This window comes from Haloarcula sp. JP-L23 (assembly GCF_011602445.1).
Taxonomy (GTDB): domain Archaea; phylum Halobacteriota; class Halobacteria; order Halobacteriales; family Haloarculaceae; genus Haloarcula; species Haloarcula pellucida.
Genome location: NZ_CP050015.1, coordinates 404,896 through 422,918 on the forward strand (window position 1 = coordinate 404,896; position 18,023 = coordinate 422,918).

Here is an 18,023-nt window from a genome sequence, read left to right on the forward strand (position 1 = left end):
CGACGTCACGCCGTGAACACCTCCGCCGCGTCCGCGGGCGACTCCAGCGGTATCGTTTCGAGGTCCGGACAGAGTGTGTCGACGAACCGCGAGAGAGTGCCGGCGGGGGGTACCTCGACGAACCGTTCGACTCCCCGGTCCCTGAGCGTCTCGACGACGGCACGCCAGTCGACGGTCTCGACGACTTGCGTGCCGAGTTCGTCGACGGCACGCTCGCCCCCGCCGTACACCTCGCCGGAGACGTCCGAGACGACAGGAACGGCGGTTGTCTGGAACGTCATCGCAGCTAGATCCTCGTCGAAGGCCGTCGCGGCGGGCTCCATCGCCGCCGAGTGGAACGCGGCCCCCACGTCGAGTTCGGCGAACCGAGCCCGTGCGTTGTCGGCGATGCGGTCCCGTACCTGCTCGACCGACGCGGCGGGACCGGATACGACCGTCTGGCTGTCCGTGTTCCGGGCGGCGAGACTCACGCCCTCTATGCGGTCACAGGCGCGCTCGACCACGGCGGGGTCCCGGCAGATGACCGCCAGCATCACGCCGTCGCCGCCGCGTTCGGCGGCCCGCTGCATATGCTGCCCGCGTTTGCGGACGAGTTCGACTCCCTCCGCCGGGTCGAGACAGCCGGCGCTCGTGAGCGCACCGACGTGTCCGAGGCTGTGGCCAGCGACGTAGTCGGGGACGACCCCGTAGCGACTGGCCAGCCCCGCGAACGTGGCGACACTCACAGTGTACACGCACGGCTGTGTGTACTCCGTCGTCGAGAGCGTCGCCGCGTCGCCGTCGAAACACAGGTCGGTGACGTCGACGTCGACGGCGTCCGACAGGGTCTCGAACCACTCGCGTGTGGTCGGCCACGCGTCGTAGAATGCCCGGCCCATCCCGGGTTGCTGGCTTCCCTGACCCGGAAACAGGACGGCGGTCGTGGGGCCTTCTTCGTGCTTTGCGCCCGTGATGTCGTGTGATTGGATTTCCTCAAGCATCTCTCTGGAGTCCCAGCACGGTTACGTGCGCGCTGGCGATGCCGGACGCGCGGTCGTGACTCAGGCTGACGCTGACGCTTGCCCGTTCTGGGGCCACCGAGTTGGCCCGTAGCGAGTCCGCGAGCGCCGTCGCCGCACTCTCGCCGAGCCGTAATTCTGGCCCGTCGCCGGTCCGTTCGACTGCCACTTCGTCGAAGGGGGGCATCTCTGCGGGTGCCGAGAGAGCCTTGCGGAACGACTCTTTGGCCGCCCAGCGGGCGGCGTAGTGTTCGGACGGGACTCGGGTCCCCTCGCAGTAGGCGCGCTCGGCGTCGGTAAAGAGACGACGCGTAAGCGACTCGCCGAACTCCGCACGGAGTGACTCGAACCGGTCGATAGCGACGACGTCCAGTCCGCTGCTGACGAACGGCGTCACAGGGTTGGCGTCGGTCATCTGGCCTCGGTGAAGACGACGGCCCCGTTCGTCCCTCCGAACCCAGCCGCGACGTTGAGCGCGACGTCGACGTCGGCCGTCTGCGGTTCTGTGACGACGGGGACGTCACAGTCCGGATCGGGCGTCTCGTGATTCGCCGTCGGGGGGAGCCGCCCGTCGCGGAGTGTCTGTACCGTGAACACGCTCTCGATGGCACCGCTAGCACCTAAGGTGTGTCCGGTGAGGCTTTTGGTCCCCGTCACCGGCGGACACTCGTCGAAGACCCTGTTCAGTGCCGTCGCCTCGTGCTGGTCTCCCCGAGGGGTGCTGGTCGCGTGGGCATTGACGTGGTCGACCGCGTCGGGCTCTACGTCGGCGTCGGTCAGCGCCCGCTCGATACAGCGGACGAGACCGTCGGCGTCGTCCGGCGGTCGCGTGGGGTGGACGCCGTCGGCGCTCCGGCCGGCCCCCTCGACGGCGGCGATGGGCGTCACGCCACGGCTCTCGGCGTGCGCACGCGATTCGAGGACGAGGACGGCTGCCCCCTCGGCTATCACGAACCCGTCGCGGTCGACATCGAATGGGCGACTCGCGCGTTCGGGCTGGTCGTTTCGCGTGCTGAGCGCACGCATCGCGTCGAACCCGCGGACGCCGTGGGGGCTGAGTATCGACTCACTCCCCCCGGCGAGCATCACGTCGGCCGTGCCACGCCGGACCTCCCGCATGGCATCTCCCATCGCATGGACGCCGGCCGCACACGCCGTCGACGCGGCCCGGTTTGGTCCCTCCGCGCCGAAGACGATACTCACCTGACTCGACGCGAGATTCGAGAGGTACCTGACGACGAACCGGGGTGAGACGCGGTCTTCGATGGTGTCCTCGACCTCTGGGAGTCCGCCGATACTAGACGCGACGCTCGTTCCGACCTGCGCTGACACCCAGTCGGGGTCCGCAGGGTCGAAACCTGCATCCGCGATGGCCTCGTCGGCAGCCGTGACCGCGAGTTCCGCGTACCGGCCGACTCGGTCCGACTCGACCGGTGTCTCGTCAGGTAGCGTCGCCTCGCAGGCGATGTGAGACCGACAGTTCGCGTCGGCGGGGTCGAATCGCGTTATCGGACCGGCACCGCTCTCTGCGGCCATAAGGGCGTCCCAACTTTCGTCGGCCGTCGTCCCGAGTGGCGTGACGGCACCCAAGCCCGTTACGACGACATCCCCCGCCATCGCTTAGTTCCCCTCGAGTTCCGACGCGACGAACGACTTGAGGTCACCCACCGTCTGCATCTCCTCGATGTCGTCGACGGTGAGGTACACCCCGAGTTCGCCGTCGATGGCCTCGGCGATCTCGACGATGTCGAGCGACTCCGCGTCCAGTTTCTCTCCGGTAATCACGGTCTCGTCGTCGAAGCCAGATTCCTCGACGTGCAGACGGTTCGAGATTATCGATTCGACTTGGTCTGCTGCGGTCGACTGCATATATTCCGTGACACTGTATACTAATTAAAGGTTTTTGGTATGCAATAAACTGATGTTCGGGCACCCACCGAGCCTATGGGTGGGTTCCAGGAGACGTCCCCCTCATGTATACTGATTCCTATAGCAGTAGATAGTCGCACGTTTTCTTTATTCAGAAAACGCTGTGTAACTCACGTTTCGTACAGTTCATGAATCTGCCGGAGCGAACAGAAAAACACCGCAAAGAACCGATCGGCGTTATTCTACGACCATGTGGGTTTCGAGCGGGACTTCGTTCGTGATCGCGTCCACCAGTGGCGAGGTCGCCTCGACGCGCTCGCGGAGTTCGGCGAGTTCCTTCTCGGTCGCGTCGGCGTTCACGTAGACCGTGCAGGTGATCGACTCGTAGCCGGGACGGACGTCCTCGGAGATGCCGAGGAACCCTCTGAGATCGACGTCACCTTCCATCTCGAATCGAAGATCGTCGAGTTCGATGCCCATATGCGCGGCGTTCGCCGCGTAACCGACGCTCAGGCACGATCCGAGCGCGCCGAGCAGAAGTTCGACAGCATTCGGCCCGGTGCGCTCGCCAAGGATCTGCTCGGGTTCATCGCCCTGAAGCGTGAACTCCCGAGTGTGAATCGTCTCCCCCGATTGGTCGAACTCGTCGATCGTCGTCACGGACTTGAGCGCGTTCTCCCACTCTGTTTCGGCCCGGAACGTGAACATCCCAACATCGGGATCGTCACTGATCGCTTCGACCGCATCCTCAAGTCCCGAGACGTTGACACCATTGACTATCCGTTCTTCGGTGGTTGCCATTTCGAATCGCCAATGGTCCAAACGGCAGATACGAGCATTAAGATATATTGACGTATGATGTTCATTTGCATTCCTTCCCGTGAGAGATACGCAGCCGTACTTATCGAGGGAATGCCTCAATTTCACCAACCATTCTGAATAAAGAACTTTCAGTATCAGACGATAGTAGAATAAATTTTATAGGATAGTCATTTGAAAGGGGTCTCGCCACTATGCGTACTATCCAAGCGCAGGCACACGGAGCACCGGAGGTCCTGGAACTCGTCGAGAGGGAAACGCCGACTCCAGACCGAGGGCAAGTATGTATCGACGTCGCCGCTGCCGGCCTGAACTTCGCCGACATCGAGAAGCGGCGCGGACGATACCCGGACGGCCCGCGGCCACCCTACACCCCGGGTATCGAGGTCAGCGGGCGCGTCGTTGCGACGGGCCCCGAGACGTCCGCCGAGACGGGCGATACGGTCGCGGCCTTCGTCGACGGTGGCGGCTACGCGGAGCGCGTGCTGGCTCGCGAAGAGACCGTTTTCGAGGTCCCGGATGCCGTCTCCACGCCGGCCGCCGCGGGGATGCCGGTCCAGTTTCTCACCGCCCACAACGCGCTCGTCGAGTGGGGCGGTCTGGAGGCCGGCGAGAACGTCCTCGTCAACGCCGCCGCGGGAGGTGTCGGCACGGCGGCGGTCCAGATAGCCTCCGCCCGGTCAGACGTGACAGTGATCGGGACGGCGAGTACGGCGGAGAAACGTGACCTGGCCGCCTCACTGGGCGCCGACGACACCATCGATTACACCGAGGCCAGCGTCGCCGATCAACTAGCGGGACTCACGGACGGGGAAGGGATCGATCTCGTCCTCGACGGGGTCGGCGGTGAAGCGTTCTACGAGGCGCTCGATGCCCTCGCACCCTGCGGCCGCATCGTCTCTTACGGCATGGCAAGCGGGACTGTGCCGTCGGTCTCGCTCCCTCGATTGCTCTTCGAGAACCAATCGGTACTGGGATACCACCTCGGACACGCACTCGAGACCCAACCCGAACGGGTCAAAGAGGCCGTCCCCAAACTGCACTCGTTGTTCGAGTCCGGCGATGCGTCGGTCCACGTCGGCGACCGGTACCCCCTCTCGGAAGCCGGGACTGCCCACAGCGCCCTCCAGAACCGCGAGAGTACTGGGAAGCTGCTTCTCATCCCCTGAATACCCGGAGTACGTACCGATGCCAGGACCCGTATTCTGTCACAGCGAGCGGTTGACGTACAGGCTCGTCGACGAGGGCGACTACGAGTTCGTCCGATCGAACTGGAACAACCCGCACGTGTGGCGACGGATGCCCATCAACGAGGCGCTCTCGAGGGACGGAATCACCGAATGGGTCGAGGCCGACGAGACGATGCACCTGCTCGTGTGTTCGGACGACGACCCGGAGACGCCTCTGGGCCTCGTCTACCTCTTCGACATCGCGCCCCGGAGCGGCCACGCGGAACTCGGCTACTGGCTCGTACCGGAGGCCCAGGGACAGGGCTACGCCACCGAAGCCGTCGACCGCTGCCTGCAGTTCGCGTTCGGTGACCAGCGACTGCACAAGGTCATCGCCAGAATCTTCGCGGCGAACGGCCCTTCCCGGCGAGTCGTCGAGCGGTTCGACTTCCGAGAGGAGGGGCGTCTCCGCGAGTACCACTACACAGACGGCGAGTACCGGGACCTGCTCATCTACGGCCTCCTCTCGTCCGAGTGGGACAGCGCGTGACTGACACAAATCTTAACTTATCTCACTATAATTTTTCTCTATGGAACTCAAAATAAAATCGGGTGTCACTGACGACGTCGTCCGAGGCGTCACGGAATGCTACGGAACGTACGCATCATGGGCAGACCGGGACCGAGAGCAGGTCGAGACCGCGATCGAACACAGCGACGAACACCTCTACGCACTGGACCCCGGGAGCGACGAGGTCGTCGCCTCGGCGCGTGTACTCACCGATTACTGCTACTACGGCGTCATCTACGATGTCATCGTCCACGAGGAGTACCGCGGGACGGGTGTCGGGCGGGCCGTCGTCGAAGCGGTCACAGACCACCCACCGCTCGAAGACGTCACACAGATAACGCTGATAGCCCGTGACGGGTTGGTTCCGTTCTACGAGAAATGCGGTTTCGAACGCCACCCGATGACGATCGAGGTCGACGGGGAGACGGAGGCGTTCAATCGGATGGTCCTCGACGACGGCCCGGACGACGACACCGAGAGTCAGTCCCGGAGTCCCAGCGACGTACCGACTACGAACTGACCGACGACAAGTCATAGCGGTCGAGAACCCGGTCGGGAAGCTCGACCCCCAGGCCCGGATCTGACGGCGGGGCCACGTATCCGTCGGCGTCGACGTCGACGTCACTCACCAGCAGTTCGTCGATGAGTGGATACGGAGTCACGTCCCATTCGATCCACTCGCAGGCCGGCGAACAGCCCAGCAGGTGCAACGACGCAGCCAGGTTGACGCCCGTCGAGAAGGAGTGTGGCGAAACACCGACACCGAACGTCTCCGCGAGGGCGACGATCTTGCGGGCTTCGGTCAACCCCCCACATCGAGTGACGTTGGGTAGTAACTGGTCAACCGGCGTGGGCTGGAGCAACTGCCTGAAGCCCCACTTCGTGTACTCGTTTTCCCCGCCGGCTATCGGGACCCGTAGTTCAGCGGCGAGCGCACTGTAGGCATCGTGGGCGTGGGGGCGGACGGGTTCCTCGTACCAGTGTACGTCGTACGATTCGAGCATATCACCGACCTGTACGGCCTCGGCCTCGTCGTAGCCGCAGTTGGCGTCGACCATCAGCGCACACTCCTCGACACGGTCGGTGATTGCCCGCACCCGGCGTTTGTCCGCTTCGCGACTCCGACCGATGTGGATCTTGACACCCTGGAACCCTCGGTCGGCGTACTCGGCCACCCGGTCGGCCATTGTCTCGGGGTCGTCCCAGTAGAGGTCGTTGGCGTAGGCTCGCACGCTCGGGTCGTCCCGTGTCGCCCCGCCGAGGAGTTCGTACACCGGCGCGTCGTGATACTTTCCCGCGAGGTCCCACAGTGCCAAGTCGACGCCGCTGATGGCGGCGATCACGTGGCCCTTCTGGTCGAAGTAGCCGCCGTCGGTGACCATTCGCTGCCAGAGATGCTCGATATCCAGCGGATCTTCGCCGAGCAACACCGGGCGAAGTATCTCTTCGACGACCGTTTCGACCACGGCCGGATTCGGACCGTACCCCTCGCCGATGCCTGTCAGTCCCACGTCCGTCTTGACGAGGACGAACGCGCTCGCACGGACTTCCATGGTCGCCCGCGCGTTCTGAATCGGCCGCTCCATCTCGGCACCGAGTTTTACCGTCCGCACGTCGGTTATCTCCATACGATACGCGAAGAAGAAATAATATTAATACTATTCGAAACGAAAATAGGGTGGCTACGCACCCCCTATAGATTCGTCTACGGACGTACCCGGCCGGGATTAGTATTCAATACACAGCTTTTATTTTTTATAGTACCCATCGGAATTATTATTAGGACATCGTTCTCCATACGAGGTGTACAACATGGCGACAGCGAACCAACGAGAGTACATCCCGATGCCGGAACCGCTGCAGACCGACCGGGCCTGGCTCGACCCATCAGACTGGTACCGAGAGCAACGCGCCGAGAACCCCGTACGGTTCGACCCCGAACGGCAGGTCTGGGACGTCTTCACGTACGACGAGACGAAGGAAATCCTCGAAGACCACGAGACGTTCACCTCGGACCTCACGCAGGCGGCAGCCTTCGATTTCCCGGCCCCGGAGGAGGGGTCGCCCATCCGTAACAGCGTCCTCCGAATGGACCCGCCGAAACACACGGCGCTACGGGGCGTCGCCGACGACGAGTTCCTCCCCGGCGTGATTCAGAAACTCACACCACAGATAGAGGCCCACACGGACGAACTCCTCGACGCCGTCGCCGACGACGGCGAGATGGACGTCATCGAGGACCTCGCGTATCCGCTTCCGGTGACGGTCATCGCGCAACTCCTCGGCATCCCGCCGTCCGACAGCGATCAGTTCAAGGAGTGGTCGGACTTGCTGCTTGCCGACGCCGGGTCCGCCGACGACCCGGAGGCCGTGCTAAAAGCCCAGCGGGACGCGCTCACGGATATGCGGGCGTTCTTCCTCGACCTCATCGAGGAGCGGCGAGCGGACCCCTCGAAGGATCTGGTGTCGGTCATCGCTACCGCCCAACCCGACGGCGAGTACCTCGCTGATGAGGACGCCGTGGGGTACTGCATGATCCTGCTCATCGCGGGCAACATCACGACGACGAACCTCATCGGGAACTCGCTGCGCACCTTCAAGGAGAAGGGTCTCATCGAGCAACTCCGGAACGACGACGAGCTACTCGATGCGGCTATCGAGGAGGTCCTCAGGTACCGGTCGCCCTCACAGGCGCTGACCCGCGTGGCCACTAGCAAAGCCGAGGTGAACGGCCACACCATCGAACCGGGAGAGTTCGTCATCACCTGGCTCGGATCTGCCAACCGGGACGAGGCGCAGTTCGAGGACCCGGAGACGTTCAACCTCGACCGCTCACCGAACAACCACCTCGCGTTCGGTCACGGCATCCACTTCTGCCAGGGGGCATCGCTCGCTCGCCTCGAGGCGAAGGTCTCCCTGAAAAAGCTGCTGGGACGCTTCGAGTCCATCCAACTGACGCACGACCAGCTCGAACCCGTCGACAGCGCCTTCCTCTATGGCACCACGTCTCTCCCCATCGCGTTCGAACAGCGGACGTGACCTTCGCCGCCTGACGCTCCGACCGACCACTTCGACACTGCCTCGTTTACCGACACCGCCACACAGAGTGTCCGAGAGCAGGAGACTGTCCCCGTTCGGTCGTACACTCACCACACGCTATGGATCTCGAATACAGACAACTCGATCCGCACGAAGAATCGACGTTCAAAGAACTCATCGAGTACTCTATGCCCCCCGTACTGGAGTATCTCGACGGACCCGAACACTACTCTACACGGGTCGACATGATGGAGAAGTGGGGGCTGTTCGACGACGAGATGCGGGCCGCCATCGGCCACGAGCGATTCGACCTCAAGGTCCGTGAGCAGTGGCTAGACACCGTCGGGTCGCTCGTAGCCGTCGACCCGACCGAACGCGAACGGGGGCTGACAGAGACGATGCTCCGGGAGACCTACCGCGAGTTTCGCGACCGAGGAATCGTCCTCGCGGCCGGGTGGCCCTTCGACAGGGAGTTCTATCGGCAGTACCACTCTGCCACGCTCGCCCGCTTTGCCCGCGTCGACGGCCCCATCTCCTCGCTGCCGGCCCGGCCGATAGAGCGCGAGCTGGAACTGGTCTCGGAGACGGACTACGAGCAACTCGATACGGTGTACCGTACGTTCATTGCCGACTACGATTTCACCCCTGATCGGACTGCCGAGTGGTGGACTGCGGGGCTGTTCGAGAGCGAGGAGACCCACGCCGTAGTCCTCGGTGCGACCGACCCGGTGGGGTATCTGGTCTACCGTATCGTAGACCACACGTTCGTCGTCGACGACGTTGCCTTCGCCTCCGAATGTGCCTGGATCGACCTGCTGAACTACATCCGCCGCCACGCGTCCCAGGCGACGTCCTTCCACGTCACGCTCCCGACAGACGTCGAACTGCTGGCACTGCTCTCGGACCCTGCCGCCGTCGACTACGAGGTAGTCCTTGGGCCGGTCGGTCGCGTGCTGGAGTTCCCAACGGCCGTGGAGCGACTCGACTACGGGACGACCGACGCGACGCTCACCGTCGCCGTCGAGGACGACGTGGCCACGTGGAACGACGGGACCTTCGAGGTGACCGTGCGCGATGGAGACGCGACGGTCACCGAGAGCACCAAGCGGCCCGACGTCCGACTGGACATCGGTACCTTCACGCAGCTGTTCGTGGGCTATGGCGGCGTCGAGCGGGCCATGCTGACCGGGACCTTCCAGGCCCACACTGACGGCGTGGTCGAGACGCTGGCGACGCTATACCCCCAGCGGTCGCTGTTCTGTCCCGACCGGTTCTGACGCAGGCTGTATATCGGACGTTCGCGATCAGTCGGCGCTGGCCGAGGACCGCGCGACGTCGACGATGCCCTCGTCCAGTTCGGCCTCGACCTCTCGGGCGGCCTCGACCATGTTCGCCATCTTCTGGTAGGCGGCCGCACGCGGGAGCAGTTTCACCCCGCAGTCCGGGCTTATCGTCAGTTGCTCTGGCGGGACGACCTCTAGCCCGCGCTTGATATTCGCCTTGATCTCTTCGACGGACTCGACCTCGGTCCGGTGGGCGTCGACGACGCCGAAGCCGATGTTCTTGGTGAACGCCGGGTCTTTGAACACGTCCAGTTGCTCGTAGTTCCCGTTGACCAGTTCGAGGTCGAACTCGTCGACGGGGAACTCCAGCATCTCTGGGTAGATACGCGAGTAATCACCGTAACAGACGTGTAGACCGACGTAGACGTCATCCGGGAGGTCGCTTACGATCCGCTCCAGACACTCCTCGACGATGGCGTAGTCGTCGGGCGTCGTCGCCAGCGCGGCCTCGTCGATCTGGATGTAGCGAGCGCCCGCGTCGACGAGCTTTTGGATCTCGTCGTTGACCAGTTCTGCCACTTCGAAGGCCAGTGTCGCGTCGTCCTCGTAGACCTCGTTGAAGCACCACTTCGCGAGCGTGTACGGACCGGTGATGGGGACTTTCACCGGTCGATCCGCCACCGAACTGGTGAACTCGTACTCCTCGACGAGCCACGTATCGTCGTATTCGACCTCCGTCCGGACGCTGGGTTTGTTGAAGTAGTTGTGACCCCAGACCTTGACGAGGCCGTTGAACTCGTAGCCGTCGATGCGTTCGGCGAAGTACTCGACCATCTCGTTGCGTCGCATCTCGCCGTCGGTAACGACGTCGATACCGGCCCGCTCGTGTTCGTCCGTGATGAGTCGTGCGGCGTCGTTTTTCGCTTCCTGCCACTCGGAATCGCCGAAATCCGTGTCGGGATTCTCGTACATCTCGCGGGCACGGTCGTGCCACTTTGGTTTCGGATAGGCCCCGACGATAGTCGTCATCAGGAAGTGGTCGTTCGGGTGGTCCGCCGGCCGGAACTGGTCTCTCAGAGACGTCATGCGGACACCTCCACGGAGTCGACGGCCCGTGCCAACGTCTCCAGTTTGGCCTCACAGCGGTTCGTCGGGAGATAGAACAGTTCGGTGTTGGGGGCCGCGTACACCTGTTCCAGCGTCGCGCCGGCCCGGTCTACGAACTCGTCGATGTCGAGTCGCACGTCTGTGGCGTCCTCTAGGATCGTGTTCTGCCCGTTCACGACGCCGAGTACGACCGATTCGGGGGTGCCGTACTCGTCCGCGAGTGACATCGATCCGATACGCGAGGTGACGAGGTCATAGCCCACGCCTTCGATGGCGGCGTCGAGCAGGTGTCCGTACACGTTTTCGGGAATAGTCCCCCAGTAGGTGTTGACGAGCACCGACGCGTCGACGGCGTCGGCGACGGTGTCGATGGCCTCGCGGACGCGGGCGGGTTCCTCGGTGTCGTGTACGGCCAGCGACGGTTCGAGGAGGAACAGCGTGTCGAGATCGGGACACTCCGTGGCTTCTCCCGCGAGGTACGTCGCCAGCGCCTCGAGGAACCGGTCCCCGCCGTAGAACTCGTCGGTCGCCAGTTCCGTGAGCGAATACGGACCCGGCAGGACGCCGCTGAGAGTACCGTCGGTCGTGTCAGCGGCCCGTTCGAGGTCCCGAGCCACGTCGCCGGTCGGTTCGAGCGCACCCGTCACCACGGGCTCTCGATAAAAGTTGTTGTTGTCGTAGTAGCGGACGATACCTCTGGTATCGACGTTATCGTTGACCGAGAGGACGTGTGAGAGCATATCGTCCCACCTGAGTTGCCCCTCGGTCACGAGGTCCAGCCCGGCTTCGGTCTGGGTCGCCAGCACGTCGGCCCTGGCACGGTCGTAGGCGTCCTCTACGTCGTCGTTCGCCTTCCCCGTGAGCAGGTCCTGTTTCTGATGGCCCTTCAGTTCGCTGAGCTCTTCTTTGGCCCAGTCCGGGAGTGGTAGCAATCCCGTAGCCGCGGATTCGTATTCTACCATGTGACCTATATTTTAATCATTCGTAGTTATAATACTTACTGTTCGTATTAACGATTTTGCGAGACTGATCGGAGTCCGTCTCCTCGTGAAACCGGGTTCCGCCGACCGGCGGCGATATATTGCATATAGTATAGTAATAAATTTATGTCTTTGATGTTATGTCTGAACCGAATGTCGAAGGCAGGAAACCGAGCAGAACGTGCCGAGGCGCTCATCGAACAGACAGGAGAGGCGTTAGACGACGGGAAACATCCCATGCGTATCTTCAACGACGACGGAATCTACGAGCGTGAACTCCAGCGCATCTTCGCAAAAACGTGGAATTTCATCGGCCACGAGTCGGAACTTGAGGAGCCGGGCGACTACGCGCGACGATACATCGGTGAAGACCCCTACATCTTCGTCCGCGACGAGGAGGGCGAACTCCACGCCTTCTACGATAGCTGCTGTCACCGCGGTGCACAGTTCGTCCGGGCCGAGCAGGGCAACACGTCCCACTTCCAATGCCCATATCACGGTTGGACCTACCGGAACGACGGCGAGTTGACGGTCGTCCCCTACGAAGACGAACGGTACGACGGACTCGATAAGGAGGCAGCCAGCCTCGTCGAGGCCGAGGTCGAGACGTACAAGGGATTCGTCTTCGCGCGCGTCGTCGAGGACGGTCCGAGCCTCGACGAGTACCTAGAAGAGTTCAAGTGGTACCTCGACATCGCACTCGACCCCACCGAGGAGGGGCTGACCGTCGTCGGCGAACCGCGACGCGTGCGAGCGGAGGTCGACTGGAAGGTCCCCGGCGAGAACTTCGCCGGTGACTCCTACCACCTCGCGCACACGCACGGGTCCAGTTTCGAATTGGAGTACTCCTCCTCGATTTGGGAGCGGTTCGACGCCGCCGGCCCACTCTCCCAGTCGTACTCGGTGATGACCGATACGCACGCCGGGGAGTACTACCTCTTCGACGAGGAGCCGATCTACATGGACTACCCGAGAAGATCGAAGACCACATGAACTCGGACCTCTCGGAGCGCCAGCGGGAGATGTTCAGCAAGTCGATGTTCATCACGGGGACTATCTTCCCGAACACCTCCATCTGGCACGGGTTCAACCCCATCGGCGGGCCGTGGGCCAGCATTCGTCTCTGGCGGCCCGTCGGCCCCGGCGAATCCGAAATCGTTAGCTGGCTGCTCGTCCCGAAGGAACTCGAAGACGACGAGGAGTTCCTCGAACGGGCGAAGGCCGGCTACCAGAGCCTCTCGCCGGGTGGCGTGCTCGAAGCAGACGACACGGAGGTCTGGAGCGGCATCTCCGAGAGCTCCAACAGCGCCACCGCCATCGAACGGGACGTCCGTGCCGACATCAGCGGCGGCCTCGAGGAAAGCGACGCCGTGCCGATCACCGACGGCTCCCACGGCCCCGGGGAGGTCATCCGGGCCGGCCCGTACCTCGATGAGGTGTACGCCCGGACCCTGTTCAACTCCTGGCACGAGTTCATGAGCGAGCAACGGTGACTCCCATGCAATCAGGCACACAGCCCCAGTTGGACGAGACCGGCGACGAGTGGACCCCCGAACGGATGCAGCGGTTCTTCGAGGTCCGAGAATTCCTGCTTCGCGAGGCGAACTTACTTGATCAGTTCGAACTCGAACGGTGGGCCGACCACCTCACGGAAGACGTCGAGATCCGCGTTCCGGTCCGCGTGGCCCGCGATGCGGGGTCGGACCGACCGGAGTACAGCGATTCGAACCACCACCTCGTGGTCGGCCACCGGGACCTCCTCGAGCGTGTGGCCCGTCTGGAGAAGGAGTACGCCTGGGCGGAAAACCCCCGCTCGCGCGTCCGCCACACCATCGGCAACGTCCAGTTGGGCGAGGTCGCGGCGGACACCGTCGAGGTGTTCAACAACCAGGTCGTCTACCGCGAGCGCGGGACCGACGGCGAGTCCGACACGATTTCGGCCCGCCGCCGGAGCCGCCTTCGGGAGACTGACGAGGGGTTCGCACTCGCTGATCGGGACGTGTTCATCGACCACACGATCGTCCCGAGCCGTAACCTCACGCTCCCCCTGCTATGACCAGCGACCGAACAGCCCCCATCGAACAGCAGCGTCGTACCGACGACCGCGGTCTGGTGACCGACGGCGGCCCCCACACCGACGCCCCGACAGTCACCGTCTCGCGGCTGGTGACACGCCGCGGTAAGCGCGCGTCGGTGTCGGTCCCGGCCTTCGACCAGTCAGTGTCGCTCGACGCCATTGCGCTCGAGAGCCTCACCGACCAAGACGAAGCCACAGACCCCATCGAGGCGCTCCGCCCCCAGATAGAGGGTCCCGGGACCGACGCGGAGCCGACGCTGTCGATGGCCGAAGACACCATCCGCATCGTCAACGAGTACTCGGAGGCCGTCCTCACTTCGGCGGCTGACGGGCTCCGAATAACGTCACCGCCCACCGGTCACAGCGTGGTCCTGCCCCTCGGCACGTCTTCGACCTCGCCTTCCTCGAAGACACGTACGCGTTCACAGCTCTCCTTGAGGACCCCGTGACACTCGAGGAGAACATCGGTGCCATGCAGTCGGCCTTCGAATAACCCCGGCCGACGCGCCCCGTCCACGGGGTGTTCTCCATCCAGCCCAGCCCCTCACACGTCGCTTAGGGGCCGCTACAGCGGGACATCGACCTGTCCGACCTCCTCTGCGGGTCCGCTGAGAACCGCATTGTCGGCCCGCACCGCAACCTGTAGTTCGCCGCCCGGCGGGTGGACGGAGACCGTTCCGTCGGCGACGCCCGTCCGATCGGTGTGGTACCCGATGGCCAGCGCGCCGGTCCCACAGGCGTCGGTCTCGTCCTCGACGCCGACCTCGTAGGTTCGCTGGTCGACGCCGCCGGCCGCCGGCGCCCACAGCGTCACGTTGATCCGCTGGGGCGGTTCGACGGTCCGCCGGACCTGCTCGGTCAGCGCTTCGAGGTCCTCTTTGGCGACGTCCCCGACCTGAACGAGGAGGTGATAGACACCGGAGTCGACGAGCGAGACGTCGCCAAGTACCGTCTCGACCGACAGCGTCTCGCGGAGACCGGCCTCGTCGACGCCGTCGACGTAGCTCGGTGAGTCAAGTTCCACCGTCACGCCGCCGTCTGCGTCGATGGTCGCCGCGCAGGTCCGCGCCTCCGTCTCGACGGTCACGTCAGTGTGCCCCCGTACGTTGTGTGCCCACTTCGCCACGCATCTGACGCCGTTGCCACACATCGGCGACGTGGAGCCGTCCGGTTCGAAAAGCTCCATCTCGAGTGTCCGCTCCGAAAGCGATTCGACGCGGAGCAGACCGTCGGCCCCAGTCTCGCCGCCGCGGACCGTCAGCCCGGAGTCGGAGTCACACCACTCCCGTGCCAACGCCGACGGCGAGTCGGTCGTCTCTGCTGCGGACAGGACGAAGAAGTCGTTTCCGAGCGCGTCGTATTTTTTCACAGCATCCATATATTAAAGTAATACGTCAGAACTTAAAATCTGGCGGTGCAGCGAGATTCGTCCGTCTCACGGCGGGGTGGGGCCCGCTATCGGGCCTCGACGGGCCGGCACAGACCCCTACAGTGGGCCGACGGGATTACGCAGTGACTTCCGGCAGAAGGTCTTGACCAGCGTCTTCCCGGCGTCGGTGAGGATGCTCTCTGGGTGGTACTGGATGCCGATGTGGGGTTTCCGCGTGTGCCTGACGCTCATTACGACGTCGCCGTGGTCGCCCTCCTCGGCGCTCCCGGTGACCTCGATGCACTCCGGGAGCGTCTCCGGGTCGACGGCCAGCGAGTGGTACCGGCCGACTCGCAACGGGTTCGACACCGCTTCGTAGATCCCTCGGCCGTCGTGGCGTATCGTCGAGGACTTCCCGTGGACGACCTCCGGTGCGTGACCCACAGTCGCCCCTTCGGCGGCACACAGTGCCTGATGGCCCAGACAGATTCCCAGCGTCGGAATCTCGGTCTGTTCGAACACCGGGATGGAGACCCCCGCATCCTGCGGTGTGCCCGGCCCCGGTGAGACGACGATGCCATCGGGGTCTAACTCCACTATCTCGTCGACGGTTATCTGGTCGTTCCGCCGGACGTCGATGTCGGCGGTGTACTCGCCGACGTACTGGACCAGATTGTACGCGAAGGAGTCGTAGTTGTCGATGACGAGAATCATCAGTCAGTCACCTCGACGGTGAAGTCGCTCTCACAGTCCAGTGCCTCGCCAACGGCCGTGACCAGTGCTCGGCCCTTGTCGAGTGTCTCGTAGAACTCCGCTTCGGGGTCCGAGTCGTCGACGATGCCGGCCCCGACCCGCAGATAGTACTTTTCGGCTCGCCGGACCAGCGTCCGTATCGTCATGTTGAACGTGGCTCGCTCGTCGAACCCGAGGACGCCGATGCTCCCGGTGTACGGGCCACGGCGTGTCGTCTCCACCTCGTCGATTATCTCCATCGTCCGGGGCTTCGGCGCGCCGGTGATGGTGCCCCCGGGAAACACCGCCGCTATCGAGTCGGGAATAGACTTATCGTCCCGACGGGTCCCCTCGACGACCGAGACGGTGTGCATCACCTCGGAGTAGCGGTCGATGCGCCGGTAGTCGGTCACCTCGACAGACCCGTACTCGGAGACCTTCCCGAGGTCGTTCCGTTCGAGGTCGACTAGCATCGCGTGTTCGGCGTGTTCTTTCTCGCTTTCGAGCAACTCCGATTCGAGCGCCTCGTCGTGTGTCTGGTCGTCCCCTCGGGGACGGGTCCCCGCGATGGGCTCTGTCACGAGGCGGTCACCGTCACAGTGTAACAACAGTTCCGGGCTCGCGGAGATGATGTCGATTCCGGGGAACTCAAGCAGTCCGGAGTATGGGGCAGGATTGACGTCCCTGAGCGCGTCGAACACCGCGACCGGGTGGACGCCGGCGTCGGAAGTGAGCCGCTGTGAGATGTTCGCCTGGAACGTATCACCGTCGCGGATGTACTCCTTGACGGTCTCTATCCGGTCGACGTACTCCGCTTTCCCGGTCTCGTTGGTGAACGTGATGTCGCTGTCGACCGGCGGCTCCGGCACCGTTTTAGTTCCCTCCTGTATCGCTTCGACGTGTGTGCGGAGTCGCTTGCGGCCGGCCTCGTAGACCGCTTCGAAGTCCGCTTCGGGGGCGACGGTCGGACAACAGGTGACGACGAGTTCCGTCCGTCCCTCGTCGGTGGGCTCCTGCCAAGAAGCGATGCAGTCGAACACGCCGAACTGTAACCGGGTAACTCCCGCTGGTCGTCGGTCGTGTTCGGTAGGTCCTCCAGTTCTCTGGCGATGTCGTAGGACAGCCACCCGAACGCGCCACACGGATACGGAACCGTACAGTTCCCCGGACGAGGCGCTCGTCGTCTACGATATCCTCTAGTTGGTCGAAGCTGTCGCCCTCGCCCTCGGAGCCATCGACGATGTACGCCGGTTCGACACCGAAGTACCCGTGGCCCGCCTGTCCACCCGTCGTCTCCAGATATACCCCGTTCGTATCGCCTCTGATGCGCTTGTAGGCGGTGAACGGGTCAGCGACCACCGTGGTTGCTTCGATGGGAATCCGGGCCGGTTCCGAGAGCGTCGATGCGACCGACGTGAACTCACTCTGTGTCGTGGTCACGGTCGACTCAGGTTGCATTGGTCGGCACACCCCAGGACAGTTTCATTTAGTGGTTTTATACAGTATCAGCTTTAACTTAAGTTTTATCCTATAAAAATTAAAATAATGTGCCGCTGTCCCGCTGGCGCTCCCTCGGGTACCTTCTCGTCGCATCTCGGTATCCACTGGCACTGTTCTGGGCTGTCCCTCTCCGGGTCGACCCTAGAGACGGTCCGGGGCGTCGCCAGTTGTATCCCGGGCGGTCCGGTCTCTCCACTCGGCGGTCATTCCCATATGGACGAACAGCCTGAACGCTGCCGAGACGACGTTCTCGTCGACATCGCGGTCGACGGCGTACTCCCGGGCGCGCTCGACGACCCTGTCAGATTGCGCTTCGTCGACGAAGTCGTGGTCGTCGGACTGGAGTTTCAGCTCCCCGGCCCGTTTTGCCAGTTTCGTTCGCATCTCGAGTAACTCGGTTATCTGCCGGTCGATGTCTGCGATACTCGCTCGAACCTGTTCGAGGTCCGTTTCGGTTGGGTCGTCGGTTTGGGGCGGTACATCGACGCCCTTCGTGTGGTTTCGCTCCAT

General features: G+C 63.4%; 20 protein-coding genes and 1 pseudogene. 9 read left to right on the forward strand and 12 right to left on the reverse strand.

Annotated features, from left to right (window positions below; all coding sequences use genetic code 11):
* Window positions 1-5: 5 nt before the first annotated feature.
* From G9465_RS20590 to G9465_RS20610, 5 genes are all read right to left on the reverse strand, one after another.
* Window positions 6-980, reverse strand: coding sequence for an ACP S-malonyltransferase (locus tag G9465_RS20590; protein ID WP_166973930.1), 975 nt, complete (start codon window positions 978-980; stop codon window positions 6-8).
* Window positions 973-1,413: a holo-ACP synthase gene (locus G9465_RS20595; RefSeq protein ID WP_166973933.1), complete on the reverse strand. Its 441-nt coding sequence runs from the start codon at window positions 1,411-1,413 to the stop codon at window positions 973-975. Before G9465_RS20595 ends, G9465_RS20590 begins: the two co-directional genes overlap by 8 nt.
* Entirely contained in the window at window positions 1,410-2,615 is a 1,206-nt protein-coding gene (locus tag G9465_RS20600; RefSeq protein WP_166973936.1) for a beta-ketoacyl synthase, read from the reverse strand. The genes G9465_RS20595 and G9465_RS20600 overlap by 4 nt, the downstream gene beginning before the upstream one ends.
* A 3-nt stretch (window positions 2,616-2,618) precedes the next feature.
* Complete coding sequence (locus G9465_RS20605; protein WP_166973939.1) at window positions 2,619-2,867, reverse strand: acyl carrier protein; 249 nt, start codon at window positions 2,865-2,867, stop codon at window positions 2,619-2,621.
* Window positions 2,868-3,104: 237 nt separating this feature from the next.
* Window positions 3,105-3,668 carry an OsmC family protein gene (locus tag G9465_RS20610; RefSeq protein WP_166973942.1) on the reverse strand — a complete coding sequence of 188 codons (564 nt, stop codon included), beginning with the start codon at window positions 3,666-3,668 and terminating at the stop codon, window positions 3,105-3,107.
* A 212-nt stretch (window positions 3,669-3,880) separates the two neighbouring features.
* Between G9465_RS20610 and G9465_RS20615 the strand changes: the two genes are divergently transcribed.
* The 3 genes from G9465_RS20615 to G9465_RS20625 are packed head-to-tail and all read left to right on the forward strand — an operon-like array spanning window position 3,881 to window position 5,946.
* On the forward strand, window positions 3,881-4,855 hold the full coding sequence (locus G9465_RS20615) for an NADPH:quinone oxidoreductase family protein (protein WP_166973944.1): 975 nt from the start codon (window positions 3,881-3,883) through the stop codon (window positions 4,853-4,855).
* A 19-nt stretch (window positions 4,856-4,874) separates the two neighbouring features.
* Entirely contained in the window at window positions 4,875-5,405 is a 531-nt protein-coding gene (locus G9465_RS20620; RefSeq protein WP_166973947.1) for a GNAT family N-acetyltransferase, read from the forward strand.
* A gap of 40 nt (window positions 5,406-5,445) precedes the next feature.
* Complete coding sequence (locus G9465_RS20625; RefSeq protein WP_166973950.1) at window positions 5,446-5,946, forward strand: GNAT family N-acetyltransferase; 501 nt, start codon at window positions 5,446-5,448, stop codon at window positions 5,944-5,946.
* On the opposite strand, the gene G9465_RS20630 is transcribed toward G9465_RS20625, so the two are convergent.
* The gene (locus G9465_RS20630) at window positions 5,936-7,054 is read right to left on the reverse strand and encodes a mandelate racemase/muconate lactonizing enzyme family protein (RefSeq protein WP_166973952.1); all 1,119 of its coding nucleotides are present in this window, start codon (window positions 7,052-7,054) and stop codon (window positions 5,936-5,938) included. The genes G9465_RS20625 and G9465_RS20630 overlap by 11 nt on opposite strands.
* Window positions 7,055-7,238: 184 nt before the next feature.
* Between G9465_RS20630 and G9465_RS20635 the strand changes: the two genes are divergently transcribed.
* Both G9465_RS20635 and eis read left to right on the forward strand, forming a co-directional pair.
* Window positions 7,239-8,465 (forward strand): cytochrome P450, encoded by a 1,227-nt coding sequence (locus G9465_RS20635; protein WP_166973955.1) that lies wholly within the window; start codon window positions 7,239-7,241, stop codon window positions 8,463-8,465.
* 119 nt (window positions 8,466-8,584) lie between these two features.
* Complete coding sequence (gene eis / locus G9465_RS20640) at window positions 8,585-9,742, forward strand: enhanced intracellular survival protein Eis (protein WP_166973958.1); 1,158 nt, start codon at window positions 8,585-8,587, stop codon at window positions 9,740-9,742.
* Window positions 9,743-9,769: 27 nt separating this feature from the next.
* Here the strand turns inward: eis and G9465_RS20645 are convergent, their stop codons facing one another.
* Both G9465_RS20645 and G9465_RS20650 read right to left on the reverse strand, forming a co-directional pair.
* The gene (locus G9465_RS20645) at window positions 9,770-10,834 is read right to left on the reverse strand and encodes a methionine synthase (RefSeq protein ID WP_166973961.1); all 1,065 of its coding nucleotides are present in this window, start codon (window positions 10,832-10,834) and stop codon (window positions 9,770-9,772) included.
* Complete coding sequence (locus tag G9465_RS20650; RefSeq protein ID WP_166973963.1) at window positions 10,831-11,817, reverse strand: 5-methyltetrahydropteroyltriglutamate--homocysteine methyltransferase; 987 nt, start codon at window positions 11,815-11,817, stop codon at window positions 10,831-10,833. The genes G9465_RS20645 and G9465_RS20650 overlap by 4 nt, the downstream gene beginning before the upstream one ends.
* A 171-nt stretch (window positions 11,818-11,988) precedes the next feature.
* Here G9465_RS20650 and G9465_RS20655 point away from each other — a divergent pair, with 171 nt between their 5' ends.
* Genes G9465_RS20655 through G9465_RS20670 form a run of 4 tightly spaced genes read left to right on the forward strand, consistent with a single transcriptional unit; the run spans window position 11,989 to window position 14,361 of the window.
* Complete coding sequence (locus tag G9465_RS20655) at window positions 11,989-12,828, forward strand: aromatic ring-hydroxylating dioxygenase subunit alpha (RefSeq protein WP_166973966.1); 840 nt, start codon at window positions 11,989-11,991, stop codon at window positions 12,826-12,828.
* Window positions 12,825-13,328 (forward strand): SRPBCC family protein, encoded by a 504-nt coding sequence (locus G9465_RS20660; protein WP_166973969.1) that lies wholly within the window; start codon window positions 12,825-12,827, stop codon window positions 13,326-13,328. Before G9465_RS20655 ends, G9465_RS20660 begins: the two co-directional genes overlap by 4 nt.
* A 5-nt stretch (window positions 13,329-13,333) precedes the next feature.
* Window positions 13,334-13,891 (forward strand): aromatic-ring-hydroxylating dioxygenase subunit beta, encoded by a 558-nt coding sequence (locus G9465_RS20665; protein ID WP_166973972.1) that lies wholly within the window; start codon window positions 13,334-13,336, stop codon window positions 13,889-13,891.
* Window positions 13,888-14,361, forward strand: coding sequence for a hypothetical protein (locus G9465_RS20670; RefSeq protein ID WP_166973975.1), 474 nt, complete (start codon window positions 13,888-13,890; stop codon window positions 14,359-14,361). Before G9465_RS20665 ends, G9465_RS20670 begins: the two co-directional genes overlap by 4 nt.
* Window positions 14,362-14,477: 116 nt before the next feature.
* Here G9465_RS20670 and dapF read toward each other — a convergent pair whose 3' ends face one another.
* From dapF to G9465_RS20690, 4 genes and pseudogenes are all read right to left on the reverse strand, one after another.
* Window positions 14,478-15,290, reverse strand: coding sequence for a diaminopimelate epimerase (gene dapF / locus G9465_RS20675; protein WP_166973978.1), 813 nt, complete (start codon window positions 15,288-15,290; stop codon window positions 14,478-14,480).
* A 108-nt stretch (window positions 15,291-15,398) separates the two neighbouring features.
* Window positions 15,399-15,995, reverse strand: coding sequence for an aminodeoxychorismate/anthranilate synthase component II (locus tag G9465_RS20680; protein WP_166973981.1), 597 nt, complete (start codon window positions 15,993-15,995; stop codon window positions 15,399-15,401).
* Window positions 15,995-17,471: pseudogene (locus tag G9465_RS20685) on the reverse strand (anthranilate synthase component I family protein). The gene G9465_RS20680 and the pseudogene G9465_RS20685 overlap by 1 nt, the downstream one beginning before the upstream one ends.
* Window positions 17,472-17,654: 183 nt before the next feature.
* Entirely contained in the window at window positions 17,655-18,023 is a 369-nt protein-coding gene (locus G9465_RS20690) for a chorismate mutase (RefSeq protein WP_166973984.1), read from the reverse strand.